A 13450-nucleotide genomic window follows, 5' to 3' on the forward strand; every position below is an offset into this window, starting at 1 on the left:
CCTCTCGCCGCGGGCCCCCGCCGCCCCCCCCTGCGGCGCCGCGCCGGCCCCCCCGGGGGTGCGGGGGGCCCCCCCCCCCCCGGCGGGCCCCCCCCACCACCATGTCCGCCGTTCCGTGAACGGCTCAGTCGCCGCCCGGACCGTCCTCGGAGTTGCCCAGCCGCTGCGACAGCGCCCGGGCGGTCTCCACCAGCGCCTGGGCCATCGGCGAGGCGACGTCGTCGGGGACCGTCGCCGTCGTGCCGACGATCGCGAGCGTCCCGCTGATCTTGTCGCCGTCGAAGATGGGCGCCGCGATGGTGCGGACCCCGTTGACGGTGGGGGAGTTGACCGACAGACCGTGCTTGCGGATGGCGTCCAGTTCGTCGTTCAGCTCGGCCGACCTGCGCACGGCGCGCGGCAGCGCTGGCACCTGCTCCGGGGGCAGGAACGCGAGGAAGACGCGGCCCTGTGCCGAGGACGTGAGGTTCAGGCGCGAGCCGACCCGGACGCTGATGCGCACCATGTGGTCGGTGTTGTCCACCGAGCGCACCACGGTCGCCGACTCCCCGTCCCAGACCGACAGCACGATCGTTTCGTCGATACGCCGGACCAGGCTCTCCATGTACGGCTCGGCGGCGGCGACGATCGGCAGCCCGGCCCGCGCGGCGGCGGCGAGGGTGAGCACCTGGGGGCCGAGGGAGTACAGCGAGGTGCGCTCGTCGTACCGCAGCAGGTTCGCCGCCCGCAGCGCCTTCGTGTAGCGGTGCGCGGTCGCCTTGCTCGCCCCGAGCCGTGCGGTGATCTCGTTCAGGCTCATGTGCGGCTTGCCGACCGTGAACGAGCCGAGGATCAGCGCGGCACGCTCGACCGTCTGAATGGTCGGGGCGGTCCGGTCGGGACCGTCCTGCTGCTCTCCGGTGCCGCGCTGCACCTTCGTGACCATGGTCGTATCACTCCTGTTTGAGCTCAGTCAGAGGGGATGGGATACCGGTGGAACGGTAAACGAGACGCTGTATCGGATGAAGAAATGGTACGGCGGCTCAGAGTCGTGCGGGAAAGCGTACTCAGGTTCTGGTCCGCCGCGGACCTGTCTTACGCGTCGGAGGAGTGCCCCGGCGTGAGGGAGCGCGCCGGATCCAGCAGGGCGGCCACGTGGTTCACGGCGAGGGCGGCCTCACCGAAACCGATCGAGATGAGGCCGACCCTTCCGTCGTAGTCGGCGATGTCACCGGCGGCGAAGACGCGCTCCCGGCTGGTGCGCATCGTACGGTCGACGAGGATGCGCCGGCGGCGCAGGTCGAGCCCCCACCGCTCGATCGGGCCGAGGTCGGCGATGAAGCCGAGCGCGGCCACGACGGACTGCGCGGGCAGGGTGATCCGGTCGCCGTCGGAGCTCGCGACCACCACCTCCGACACCGCCCCGCCGTTGTCGTCGGCTCCGTCGCCGGAGATCTTCTCGACCTCGTACGGGGTCAGGACCCGTACCGACGAGTTCCCGACCTGCTCGACGGTGCGTTCGTGGGCCCGGAACCGGGTGCGCCGGTGCACCAGCGTCACCGACGCGGCGACCGGCTCCAGCGACAGCGCCCAGTCCAGCGCGGAGTCCCCGCCGCCGACCACCACGACGTCCTGTCCGGAGAGTTCGTCCAGCCGCGGCACGAAGTACCGCAGCCCCCGGCCCAGGTACTCGGAACCCACCGGCAGTTCACGGGGGATGAAGTTGCCGATCCCGCCGCAGACGAGCACCGCGCCCGCGCTGATCCGCGCGCCCGCGTCGGTGGTGGCGACGACGCCCGCACCCGTGTCGTCGAGGTCGGTGACCCCGTGCCCGAGCAGGTAGACCGGGTTCCACCGCCCGGCCTGCTCGGCCAGCCGGTCCACCAGGTCCTGGCCGCGGACGGCGGGGAAGCCGGCCACGTCGTAGACGAGCTTCTCGGGGTACAGCGCGGCGATCTGGCCGCCCACCTCGGGCAGCGCGTCGGCGACCGCGACGCTCATTCCGCGGAAGCCGGCGTAGTACGCGGCGTACAGCCCCGTGGGTCCGGCGCCGACGACGAGCAGGTCGACGGACACCTCGGTGCCTGGGCCCATGGCCGCGGCGCCTGCGGCCGTCGATCCGGTGCCTGCGGCCGTCGACCCGGTGCCTGCGGCCGTCGACCCGGCGCCCGGTACCGAGGACCCGGCGCCCGGTGTCGGGTGACCGGCACCCGCCGCTGCGGGCGCTGCGGGCCCGGTCATGCGACCGCCTCCGGGTGGTCGTGGCCGACCCGGCCGACCTTGCGCGCCCCGCCGGGCGAGCCGAGCGGTTCGCCGCCGAGTCCGAGGGTGAAGAACTCGGCGTTGATGCGCTCGAACTTCCTGCCCTCCTCCGGCAGGTCCTCGTGGTGGAAGATCGAGATCTGCGGGCACACCGGTTCACAGCGCCCGCACTCGACACATTCGTCGGGCTGGATGTAGAGCATCCGGTCGCCCTCGTAGATGCAGTCGGCCGGGCACTCCTCCATGCACGACTTGTCCATGACGTCGACGCAGGCCTGAGTGATGACATACGGCACGAGCTTTTTGCCCTTCACACGGTCGCACGGAATGCGAGACGGTGTCTTTCAATGTGAAATTGGATGATGACGACACCGGCCAGGCGTGTCAACCGTCGGATGAATGCTTGACAGTCCCGAGTGTGCTAGGGGACGCTACTGCGACATACGAGATGGCGTCTCACAGCACGCCACTCGGGTCGGGACTTGTGAGAGGCAAACTCCCCATGGGAAGCAATCCCCGGACCGTCCCAGCGCCGATGATCGTCGAGGACTGGGACCAGCTCACCTTCCGGGTCAACCGAGAGGCCTACCGCAGCGCGGAGATCTTCGCCCGGGAACGCGGCCGGGTGTGGATGCACACCTGGCTCTACCTCGGGCACGAGACCGAGATCCCCAACCCCAACGACTTCAAGGTCCGCACCCTCGGCGGCCGCCCGCTGATCTTCTGCCGGGACAGCGCCGGCGAGGTGCACGCGTTCCTGAACTCCTGCCCGCATCGCGGCACGGTGCTGTGCCGCGAGACCGAGGGCTCGACCCGGCTCTTCCAGTGCTTCTACCACGCCTGGACGTTCCGCAACAACGGCGACGTCGCCGCGATCCCCGACGCCGACGCGTACGAGTCGAGCGACGAGTTCCGGGCGTCGATGGGGCTGCGCGGCGTGCCGCGCCTGGAGATCCACGAGGGGTACGTCTTCGTCTCCTTCGATCCCGACGTCCCGCCGCTGCTCGAACACCTCGGCGACGCGGCCGACTACATGACGATGATCGAGCAGCAGCACGCCGGCGGCATGACCACGCTGCCCGGCACCCAGCTCTACAGCGTCCGGGGCAACTGGAAGCTCGCCGTCGAGAACGCGATGGACGGCTACCACTTCGCGCCGACCCACAACACGTTCGTGGGCTACCTGCGCGAGAGCGGCTACGCCGTCACCGACGACAACCAGTACGCCTACGACCTCGGCAACGGCCACGGCCTGCTGGTCCTGACCGGCCACGGCGGACGCATCAGCATGGTCTGGGAACCGCGCTTCGGCGAGGACGAGAAGGTCCGCACCGAGCGGCACCGCGCCGAGATGACCGAGCGGCTGGGCGAGAAGCGGGCGCACTACGTCGCCGACGAGAGCCACATCCTGTTCGTCTTCCCGAACCTGCTGCTGTTCGACATCGAGGGACTCTCGATCCGGCAGCTGGAGCCGGTGGCGCCCGACCAGACCGACGTACGCGCCTGGCAGCTGGTCCCGCGCGAGGAGGACCCGGCCACCCGGGCCCTGCGCATGAAGACCGTCGTCAGCTTCGTCGGCCCGGGCGGCCTCGCCACCCCGGACGACATCGAGGCGTACGAGGCCGTCCAGCGCGGCATCCAGGCCACGGCCGGCACCACCGCGCCCGAGCTGGACTACAGCGACATGTCCCGCGGCATGGCCGACGAGGTCAAGGGCGTGCAGGGCAGATCGACCGACGAGGGCGCGATGCGCGGCTTCTGGCGGCACTGGGTCGACGCCATGGGCATCGACGAGGGCCTTGAGGTCAAGGGCGGCCGGCCGGCGTCCTTCCTGTCCGGAAGGGACGTGCGATGACCATCCTCGGCAACCCGGGTTCGCACGCCGTGCCGTGCGCGGGCCGCACCGTCACCCGCCAGGAGGTCGAGGACTTCCTCTACTCCGAGGCCGACATCCTCGACCGCTGGGACTACGACGGCTGGCTCGCCCTCTTCGAGCCCGGCGCCCGCTACGAGATCCCGACCACCGACCACCGGGCAGGCTGGTCGCCGCACGAGACCGGATCCTTCGTCGACGACGACTGGGACCTGCTGCGCGCCCGCGTCAAGCGCCTGAAGTCCCGCAAGGCGCACGCCGAGAACCCGCACTCGCGCACCCACCGGCTGATCTCCAACGTACGGCTGTCCGCGCACACCGAGGACTCCTTCCGGGTGTCGGCGTCGTTCATCGTGCACCGCGCCCGCGACGGTCACTTCGACGCCTACGTCGGGTGGTACGAGCATGTGCTGGTGCCCACCGACGACGGACTCCGGTTCCGGCTGCGGCGCTCCCTCCTCGGCCACGAGTCGCTCGCCGCCGGCGCCCGGCTCAGCTTCATCCTCTAGCCGGCCACGGAAGGCGACCCGATGATCCGACACACCCTGTCCTTCCGTTTCGCCGACGGGACCGACCAGGCCACCCGGGAGTCCGTACTGACCGAGCTGCGGACCTTCCCGGACCGCTACCCGGCGATGCGCGGCTTCCTCCTCGGCGAGAACATCAGCACCCGCGACCAGACCTTCACCCACACGATGGCCGTCGACTTCGACAGCCAGGACGACCTGCTCGCCTACCTCGGCAGCGAGTTCCACGAGACCTTCGTGCGCACCCGCTGGCGGCCGGTCATCGGCAACCAGGCCATCACCTCGTTCGAGTTCGCCGAGCGTCCGTCGCTCGCCGCAGGAAGGACACCGCCGGTGAGCACCCGCCAGCACGGCCCTTACGGCATGGAGTACGCCCGCATCGAGGTCCCCGACATGCAGGCCACCATCGACTTCCTCGAGTACCACGTCGGTCTGCAACTGGAGCAGCGCACGGACGACTACGCCTACCTGCGCGCCGACATCGAGCACCACGCGATCGAGCTGATCCACGCCCCCGAGCGCACCGACGGCTGGACGACCGCCGTCGGCTACAGCGTGGCGAGCGAGGAGGTCCTGGAGCAGCTCCACAAGAGCGTCCTCGACGCCGGCCTGGAGGTCCTCGAACTCCAGGAACGCCAGAAGGCGCTGTGCGACAACGGCTTCGCGGTGAAGGACCCCAACGGCCTGATCGTCGAGCTGTTCACGGAGTTCCAGGAATACGCGGAGCCGCCGCACCTGGAGATCCGGCCGCTCGACCTCGTCCACCCCTTCATCGCCACTGCCAAGTACGAGGAGACGCTGGACTTCTACCAGAACGTCCTGAAGTTCCTGCCCTCGGACTACGTCGTCGGCTCCACCACGTTCTTCCGCTGCGAGGACCGCTACCACCACAGCCTCGCCGTGCAGAACAACACGGAGCACTACGTCGCGCACCTGTGCTTCGCGATGAAGAGCCTCGACCACGTCATGCGGATGCGCGCCCGCGCCCTGTACAAGGGCGCGCCGATCGCCTCCGACATCGTCAACCACTCGGCGTCGACGTCGATCGCGTTCTACCTGCACGACACGCGCTTCGGCCCCCGGTTCGAACTGTGCGACGCACACCGCGTGTTCACGCCGGAGGAGCACGAGACGCACCGGCCCCGCAGGATGCCGGCCGACCCGCGCAACATCGATGTGTGGCGTCCGGCCTCCGACGACTGGGGACGTTTTTGAGACAGCCGCTGCTCGACGTGCTGCGGTTGCTCGACACCGTTCCCGCCCCGCGCGGGCGGGAACGGACGGCGGCGCACCGGCTGCGGGACTGGTGCGCCGAGCGGTGGCCGCACATCGACTGGCAGGTGCTGGAGCACGGCCCCGAGGGCGGCAGCCTCTTCGCCGCTCACGGGGCCGGGCCCCTGCTCTACTCCCACCTCGACACCTCGCTGGACGACGGCGCCGCGACGGTCAACCGGCTCGTCACCGGCAACGCGGCGCCGGTCGGCCCGTTCGCCCTGGACGGCGACACCATAAGCGGCTTCGGCCTCGGGGTGGCCCGCGGACCGGCCGCCGCCGCCCTGGTCGCCTTCGCGGAGTCGGGGCGGGGGCAGGGGCAGTTGCTGCTCGCCGGTTCCGGCACCCACCGCCGCGGCCGAACCGGCGGGATCACCGCGGTCACCGGCCTGGAGGCCTACGCCGGCACCCACCCGCTGCCGCGCTCGGCGATCGTGGCGAAATGCGGTCCGCCCACCCTGCTGTGGCACGAGCCGGGCGCCTGCTACCTGACGGTGAAGGTCACCGGCCGCTCCGGCGCCGCGATGCTGGCGGAGTCCGCCACACCGCCCGGGGGAGTCCTCGCCCACGCGGGCGTCGTCCTGGACGAACTGGCCCGCTGGCGCGAGACCTACCTGGCCGCCGACCCACGGCAGGGACAGACCGGCCGGGCGTGCGGCATCGGCGCGATCAGCGGGGGATGGCCCGACAAACCGGACCTGCTGCCCGCCCAGTTGCGGATCGGCCTGTACGTCGTCGCCGGTGACCCGGTGCAACCGGCGCCGCTGGCAGCCGAGTTGGCGGGGCGCTTGCGGGCGCGGTGCGCGCGGTCGGCGCTGCGGGACTGCGCGGTGGACGTGGCGGTGGAGCCGGTCGCGGCAGCCGCGGCCACCCCGTCCGACGCACCTGTGGTGACGGCCGCCAGGGCGGCCTGGAGCGACGAGTTCGGCGCTCCGCCGCCGCCGATCACCGGCTGGACGGGCTCCACCGACGGCGTGGAACTGCGCGCCCGGGGCGTCGACACCGTACGCCTCGGCCCCCAGGCGAGGCCGGCCGCCGGTGATCCGCGCCGCGACGCGCTGTCGCTGGCGCAGCTGGAGGCCTACGGGCGTGTCTACGGGCGGCTGCTGAGCGAGCTACCGGCGTAGCCGCGACGACGAATCCTCGCACCGGGACGACCTCACCGGCACCAGACGGCCCCCGCAGCCACCGCCGAGCAGCTCACGGCCGGGACGGCGGCGAAGACGCGCGTACCCGAAGGCAGCGGCACGGGAGACACATCATGACCCCGCGCCGACTTGCTGCTCCGGGTGGAGACGCCTCTTGGACGTCGTCTCATCCGGGGTGCCGGGTGGTCTGCGCTCTGTGGTGACGGCCGAGCGCACGGTGCCGGACGAGTTGGGGGAGTTGTTCCAGCGGGCGCGGCCTCGGTCCGGCCGAGGTGTGCACATCGCGGGCACCTGCGGCGACGCCACCAACCACAACCTGGAACACGGCGGACCGGGGCTCACCTCGATCCCCGTGATGACACCCCGGTGGCCAGCCAGACGGTCGCGGCAGCGGTGGCGATCAGCCCGACATTGAGTACGATCCGGCGGTCTCCGCCGGTCAGGTGGACGGCGACTGCGCCGATCTGCAGGAGTACGAAGCCGACGGCCGCGGCTGTCGCGAGGGAGGGAGCGACGCCGGTCAGCGGCGGCAGGATCAGTCCGGTCGCGCCGAGTATTTCGACGGTCCCCAGCGCCCTCACGACGGGCAAGGGCATGCGGTCGACCCAGGCCATCATCGGTCGGAGCTGATCGCGGCTGCGGATCACTTTCAGCGTGCCCGCGTACAGGAAGAAGAGGGCGAGAAGTCCCGCGACGATCCAATAGGCGATGCTCATGGTTCCCCTTCATGGGCCGCCCGTTTCCGGGGACCTGTCGATTGCTTTCCCCGCAGGAAGGACCTGGAGAAGGCCCGGGCCCGCCGTCCCGGGGGCGGCTGCCCGAGGCCGGGAGTGCCGCAGCCCTGGCGGTCGAACACATGGCGTCCAGGTCCTGTCCGGTCTGCTTCAGGGCAGGGCGATGGCGGGTTCGGTCGCGTAGCGGCTCATCACGTCGATGTTGGCCTGCGGCGTCAGCGGCCGGCCGTCGGCGAACGCCTGCTCCAGGTCGCGGAAGTACTGCACATACAGGTCAGGGGTGAATGTGCTGAGCATGACGGCGGGTTGGTCGGTCAGGTTGGCGAACGTGTGCGGGGCTCCGGGCGGAACCATCACGAGCGTGCCCGCCGTGACGTCGTAGTCCTCGTCCCCGACGGTGAACCGCACCGTGCCGGAGAGGACGTAGAAGCCCTCGTCATGTTGGCCGTGGCGGTGCTGGGGCGGCCCCTGGGTGTGCGGGGCCAGAACGGACTCGGCGATCGCCAGGCGGTGCCCGGTGTGGCTGCCGTCCTCCAGGACACGCATGCGTGTGGTGCCCAGAACGATCGTCTCGCCATCCCCGGGTCCCACCACCGATACCGTGCGGTCGGCCTGCGGCTGCGGCTCGCTGGTCTTGTCTTCGGTCATGCGCATCAGTCCACCGCCGGGACTCCACCCTTGTCCAAGACCCGTCCCGCGGTGCCGATACCTCATCGGTATCGTTGCAGCGTGGAGCTGCGGATCTTGCACTACTTCGTAGCGGTCGCCGAAGAACTCCACTTCGGCCGGGCCGCCGCCCGACTGCACATGAGCCAGCCACCGCTGAGCCGGGCGATCAAGCAGTTGGAGGCCGATGTCGGGGCCCTGCTCTTCGTCCGTTCGCCCACCGGCGTCATGCTCACCCCGGCGGGCACGCTGCTGCTCGACGAGGCGCGAGCCCTACTCGATCACGCCGACCGCGTCCGTGTACGCGTGAGCGCGGCGGCCGGCGTCGCGACCATGACCGTCGGCATGCTGGGCGGCGGCAACGACCCGGCAGTGTCCAGACTGGCCGCCGCCTACCGTCGACACCACCCCGGCATCGACATCCGCATCCGCGACACCGATCTGACCGACCCCACGTGTGGACTGCGCGCCGGACTGGTCGACGTCGCCTTGACCCGAGCACCGTTCGACGAGACCGGCCTGACGGTGCGGGTGTTGCGGACCGATCCGGTCGGCGTGGTCCTGCGCGCCGATGACCCGCTGGCCCGCCGCGACCGGTTGCGGCTGGTGGACCTGAGCGACCGCCGCTGGTTTCAATTCCCGCCGGGAACAGACCCCGTCTGGCAGTCGTACTGGAACGGCGGCAGGCCGCGCGAGGGCCCGGTGGTGCGCGCGGTCCAGGAATGCCAGCAGGCCGTGCTGTGGAACGGCACGGTCGGGCTGGCCCCGCTCGGACACGACCTGCCTGCGGAGTTGGCAGCGGTACCGCTGACCGACATGGCGCCGAGCCGAGTCGTGGCAGTGTCGAACGAAGGTGACACCAACCCGTTGATCCGATCCTTCATCGAGATCGCGACAGTCGCGTACCGCCACTGAGCATCAGCACCCCGTGCTGCCGCAGCTCGTGAACAATTCGACCGCCGCGGCTCGCCGGATGCGTCGACCGCACCGCCGCTACGAGCGCAGATCCGAGCACTTCCTGGCCTTCACCGGCATCGCCTGTACCCTCATCCGCCACCGCGCGCCGAGCACGCGGCCGCCGCGGCCGGTTGTCGCCGGCCGCGGCGGCCTCGTCTCATGTCCTGAGGTGTCACGCGCCCCAGTCGTCGTTGACGGTGACGGCCTCGGCGATGGTGAACCGGCCGCCCGGCAGCAGCGGCGTGGTCGGCTCACCCAGGACGACGACGTGCTTGCCGAACTTGGGGGCCAGCGGGCGCCCGACGTCGCGCTTGAGCCACATGCGCAGCAGGTGCCGGCGGCGCTCCGGCTCCGGGTGGTCGGTGTAGCTGGTGCGCGAGTGCAGGGCGGCGTAGTTGAGCAGCCACTGCACGTCGCCGGGCTGGAAGTCCATGTCGATCGGCAGACCGGGCTCCTGCGAGATCTCCTCGAAGAGGTTGATCGCCTCGATCTGCTCGGGGGTCAGCTGCGGAACTCCGGGGTACTCCTGGGCGCTGAAGATCATCGTGCTGCCGGCGTAGGTGCTGAAGACGCCGTCGACGTAGCTGATGATCGGCGAGGTGTAGGTCAGCTCCGGGGAGTCGGGGTCCTGGCGGCGCCAGTCCCAGTGGTAGGTGTCGAAGAGCCGGGGGGCGAGGTCCGGGCGGCGGCGCAGCATCTCGTTGTAGATGGTGGTGCCGCTGACCAGGCTGGAGGCCCCGCCCTCCTTGGCGCCGTGCAGGCACATGAGGGCGACGACGTCGGAGCTGTCGGAGTGGAACGGCAGCCGGTCCCGCACCCGGGAGGGCAGCGCGCCCTCGTCGTCGAGCGTCTTGTTCGACGTGGCGATGACGTGGTCGAGCAGGTCGCCGCGCTGGTTCTGCCCGATGGGCTGGCCGAGGTGGAGGCTCATCACGAAGAAGATGGCCCCGGCCACGGTGTCGCCGTACTCCTCGGTGCGCAGTCCGCGCACCAGGATGAAGCCCCGGCCGGCGTCCATCTGGCGGGCGCACTCGTCGTTGAGGGCGCGGCAGGCGTCGAAGGGGTAGTCGGCGGCGGTGACGGTGCGCAGGTCGGGGTCGTCGGCGACGAAGCGACGGCCCAGCTCCTCCAGCTCGGTGCGCTCGGCGTCACTGAGGACGTAGATCCAGTCGGTGGACTTGGACAGCTCGTCGCCACGCCAGGCGGACGGCCCGGGGATCTGCTGGGCGGGGGCGGTGGTGGTCACGATGGTGCACTCCTCGCGAAGGTGGTGGAAGGCTCTGCCCGATGTCGGTCGGCCATGACGCGCGGACGCGGCGGGCGCCGGCGCGGCGGCGATGCGTCGCGGGGCGACGCGGTACCTCAGAAGGGGGTCTGAGGTACGCCGACAGCCGTGCCGGGGCGCAGTCCTTCCCTGGGCGGGGAGTACCTGAGCGGTTCGTCGTAGGTCCGGCGGCCGGCACACGACACGAGCAACACGCCGATCAGGGCGGCTGGCTTCATGCGGTCCCGTCCTTTCAAGAAGTGCCCTCACCCTAGAAGGGGGTGGTATGGCAGTCAATAGACGAGATGACATCTTGTATTGCAGTACATGATGCGTCGCGCCGCCGGGCGAAGGGCACTGCGAGGAGGCGAGGCCGAGGACCGCTCTCACCGACGCCGGTGCCGGCTCATGCCGGCCCGGCCTCCTGGTCGTCCCTCGGCCGGCGCAGGAGAGGCAGGAGCAGGATCGCCGCCGCGCCCGAGGCGAGGCCGAGAGCACCGAAGGCGGTGGGGAGGCTTCCGGTCCTGGACTCCAGGGAGCTCATGGCGATCGGGCAGAGGAACTGCCCGAGGAAGAACGACCCGGTCCACAGGCCGGTGCCACCGCCGCGGTTGCGGTGATCCAGCCCGGACGTCGCCCAGGTCAGCATCGTGGGCAGCAGCAGACCGGTGCCCAGGGAGTTGAGGAAGGTCCCGAGCAGCAGGAACCCGAAGTTGTGGGCCAGGTCGATGGCCAGGCATCCGGCCCCGCACAGCAGGAAGATCAGGGGCAGCCTGCGCTCCGGCCGGCCGACCATCGAGGCGAAGATGGCGCATCCGGTGACGGAGGCGGCGCTGGCGATCGCGCTGACGAGGCCGATGATGCCGGTGGACTGCACACCGAGGCCGTTCACCAGGTAGGCCGTCTGTGAGGGGACGGCGTTGAAGACGAGGCCGCCGAACACCGTCAGCAGGCAGATGGCCGGCAGCCGGCCCGCCGAGGACGTCCGCCGCCCGGCGGCGGCCTCCTCGGCTGCGGCTGCGCCCGGTCTGCGCGCGGGCAGCAAGAAGACCATCGCGGGGGCGATGAGCAGTCCGACCGCGTAGAGCTGGAACGGGGAACGCCAGCCCGAGTTGCCCAGCGCGCCGCCGATGATGAGGAAGGCGGTGGCGGAGACGGTGGCGCACACCGTCTGAAGGGCCAGGTACCGGTGGCGGTTCTGCCCCGTGTAGTAGTCGCCGATCAGCGTGGTGCAACAGGTGATGACGACGGCCTCGGCGACGCCGAGAAGAGCACGGCTGACCACGATGGCGCGCAGCGACTCCAGCCACAGCGGTGCGGTGCCGAACACCGCGTACAGGACGGTCGCGACGACCAGCAGGGTCTTGCGTCCCACCCGGTCGATCGCGAGACCCGCGAGGGGCGCCGTCAGGGCGACCGCGAGCGCGGGAACCGCCAGGATCAGCGGGACCAGAGTGGCCGCGTCGGCCGCCGCGCCGAACGCGGCCTGAAGGTCGGGCAGTTCCGGGGCGAGCAGCACCGCGCCGAGAACCGGCAGACAGCTGCCGGCCATCAGGACCGCCACGCGCAGGCCGGCCCTGGCCTCGGGCGCGGGCTCGGCGTTCCGGACGGCGAAGCCGTCGGCGGGCACAGGCGGGTGAGTGAATCCGGGCACGTGAGGCCTCCGTGCGGGCATGGACTGGGTGCACGGCGGGCAGCCGCCGTGGCCGTGCCATGTCGCGGAGCACCGGTGCACCTGAGAGGAACGCCCGCAACAGCGAGGGGCGTCAGGGCTTGCACGACTATGGGGCAGGTTGATCCCCGTGCCTACCCCTTGAACCATCGAGCCCCTGGATTGCATCGATCCAACTCGTGAATGGGCGCGTCGCGTGGGTGCGGGAGAAGGAACTCGCTCGGCGGCACCGACTCGGCAGCCCGGCCGAGCGTGCGGCGCGGGAACCGCGGGCCGTCGGTTCGCACGTGCCCGCTCCTGGACACGGCGCGGTCGCGGAACTCACGTCGGGGGAGCGCGGCATCGCGGAGCCGGCCGCGTCCGGTCTGACGGACCAGCGGATCGCCGGGCGGTTCCTCGTCCGGCACCGCACCGCCGGCGCCCACCTGCACCGGATCTGTCCGAAGCCCGGCCTCACCTCTCGTGGGGCTCTCCGGAACGCCGTGTCCGCCCGGGACGCGGACGGAACCGCTGACGACACCGGCACGGCCGCGGACCCGGCATGTCAGTCGCGGTCGGGCAACCGCGTGAGAACGCCCAGCACCGTGTCGGTGATCTCCGCCAGTTGGGCCACCTGGTCGGAGGTGAGGTGGTCGAGGAAGAGTCGGCGAACGTCGTCCACGTGGCGCCGGGCCGCCGCCGACATCACCTCGTAGCCGGCCGGGGTCACGCTCACGTACACCCCGCGGCGGTCGTAGGCGCACGTCTCGCGGTCGACCAGACCGCGTCTCACCATCCGTGCCATGTGGTGGGACACTCTGCTCTTCTCCCACCCCAGTTCCTTGGCGAGCTCCAGGACGCGGAGCCTGCCGCCGGGGACACGGGTCAGCTCGGCGAGCATCGTGTAGTCCGCGGCCGACAGTCCGTGCTCGGTCTGCAAGGGCTGCCCGGTACGTGTGACCAGACGCTCGAACACACTCAGCAGGCCCCGCCAGGCGTGTTCTTCGACCTCCGTCAGCCAGCGGGGTGATTCAGCGGCCATGGCGTGCCCCCTGTCAAGTTGATACGTCACATACCTGCTCGGTGGTCGTCCTCAGGTATGGGCGCCGCGATCACG

General features: G+C 70.8%; 14 protein-coding genes and 1 pseudogene. 6 read left to right on the top strand and 9 right to left on the bottom strand.

What is annotated here, in order from left to right:
* Positions 1-124: 124 nt before the first annotated feature.
* The 3 genes from AB0P24_RS43240 to fdxA all read right to left on the bottom strand — a co-directional run bounded on the left by AB0P24_RS43240 (position 125) and on the right by fdxA (position 2537).
* A complete protein-coding gene (locus AB0P24_RS43240) occupies positions 125-925 on the bottom strand; it encodes an IclR family transcriptional regulator (protein WP_181806691.1) in 801 nt (266 codons plus the stop codon).
* A gap of 149 nt (positions 926-1074) precedes the next feature.
* Positions 1075-2073, bottom strand: coding sequence for an NAD(P)/FAD-dependent oxidoreductase (locus AB0P24_RS43245; protein WP_365804133.1), 999 nt, complete (start codon positions 2071-2073; stop codon positions 1075-1077).
* 143 nt (positions 2074-2216) lie between these two features.
* Entirely contained in the window at positions 2217-2537 is a 321-nt protein-coding gene (fdxA, locus tag AB0P24_RS43250; RefSeq protein ID WP_234542191.1) for a ferredoxin, read from the bottom strand.
* A 206-nt stretch (positions 2538-2743) separates the two neighbouring features.
* Between fdxA and AB0P24_RS43255 the strand changes: the two genes are divergently transcribed.
* The 4 genes from AB0P24_RS43255 to AB0P24_RS43270 are packed head-to-tail and all read left to right on the top strand — an operon-like array spanning position 2744 to position 7040.
* Positions 2744-4096, top strand: coding sequence for an aromatic ring-hydroxylating dioxygenase subunit alpha (locus tag AB0P24_RS43255; RefSeq protein ID WP_365804135.1), 1353 nt, complete (start codon positions 2744-2746; stop codon positions 4094-4096).
* Positions 4093-4623, top strand: a complete 531-nt coding sequence (locus AB0P24_RS43260) for an aromatic-ring-hydroxylating dioxygenase subunit beta (protein ID WP_365804137.1) — start codon at positions 4093-4095, stop codon at positions 4621-4623. Before AB0P24_RS43255 ends, AB0P24_RS43260 begins: the two co-directional genes overlap by 4 nt.
* Positions 4624-4644: 21 nt before the next feature.
* Positions 4645-5856 (top strand): Dabb family protein, encoded by a 1212-nt coding sequence (locus tag AB0P24_RS43265; RefSeq protein WP_365804139.1) that lies wholly within the window; start codon positions 4645-4647, stop codon positions 5854-5856.
* Positions 5853-7040, top strand: coding sequence for a hypothetical protein (locus AB0P24_RS43270; protein ID WP_365804141.1), 1188 nt, complete (start codon positions 5853-5855; stop codon positions 7038-7040). The genes AB0P24_RS43265 and AB0P24_RS43270 overlap by 4 nt, the downstream gene beginning before the upstream one ends.
* Before the next feature lie 359 nt (positions 7041-7399).
* Here AB0P24_RS43270 and AB0P24_RS43275 read toward each other — a convergent pair whose 3' ends face one another.
* Both AB0P24_RS43275 and AB0P24_RS43280 read right to left on the bottom strand, forming a co-directional pair.
* Positions 7400-7777, bottom strand: coding sequence for a DoxX family protein (locus AB0P24_RS43275; RefSeq protein WP_365804143.1), 378 nt, complete (start codon positions 7775-7777; stop codon positions 7400-7402).
* Positions 7778-7945: 168 nt separating this feature from the next.
* Entirely contained in the window at positions 7946-8449 is a 504-nt protein-coding gene (locus tag AB0P24_RS43280) for a cupin domain-containing protein (protein ID WP_365804145.1), read from the bottom strand.
* A 75-nt stretch (positions 8450-8524) separates the two neighbouring features.
* Here AB0P24_RS43280 and AB0P24_RS43285 point away from each other — a divergent pair, with 75 nt between their 5' ends.
* Complete coding sequence (locus AB0P24_RS43285; RefSeq protein WP_365804147.1) at positions 8525-9376, top strand: LysR substrate-binding domain-containing protein; 852 nt, start codon at positions 8525-8527, stop codon at positions 9374-9376.
* A 61-nt stretch (positions 9377-9437) separates the two neighbouring features.
* A pseudogene (locus AB0P24_RS43290) lies at positions 9438-9521 on the top strand (IS5/IS1182 family transposase); the annotation flags it as partial.
* A 69-nt stretch (positions 9522-9590) separates the two neighbouring features.
* On the opposite strand, the gene AB0P24_RS43295 reads toward AB0P24_RS43290, so the two are convergent.
* The 4 genes from AB0P24_RS43295 to AB0P24_RS43310 form a co-directional block, all read right to left on the bottom strand.
* Entirely contained in the window at positions 9591-10664 is a 1074-nt protein-coding gene (locus AB0P24_RS43295; RefSeq protein WP_365804149.1) for a TauD/TfdA family dioxygenase, read from the bottom strand.
* 116 nt (positions 10665-10780) lie between these two features.
* Positions 10781-10921 (bottom strand): hypothetical protein, encoded by a 141-nt coding sequence (locus tag AB0P24_RS43300; RefSeq protein WP_181802254.1) that lies wholly within the window; start codon positions 10919-10921, stop codon positions 10781-10783.
* A gap of 167 nt (positions 10922-11088) precedes the next feature.
* Entirely contained in the window at positions 11089-12336 is a 1248-nt protein-coding gene (locus AB0P24_RS43305; RefSeq protein WP_365804151.1) for an MFS transporter, read from the bottom strand.
* A 562-nt stretch (positions 12337-12898) separates the two neighbouring features.
* Positions 12899-13375 carry a MarR family winged helix-turn-helix transcriptional regulator gene (locus tag AB0P24_RS43310; protein WP_365804153.1) on the bottom strand — a complete coding sequence of 159 codons (477 nt, stop codon included), beginning with the start codon at positions 13373-13375 and terminating at the stop codon, positions 12899-12901.
* Between the last annotated feature and the right edge of the window lie 75 nt (positions 13376-13450).

Origin of the sequence: Streptomyces sp. NPDC086519, assembly GCF_040686075.1 — a bacterium.
Taxonomy (GTDB): Bacteria; Actinomycetota; Actinomycetes; order Streptomycetales; family Streptomycetaceae; genus Streptomyces; species Streptomyces shenzhenensis.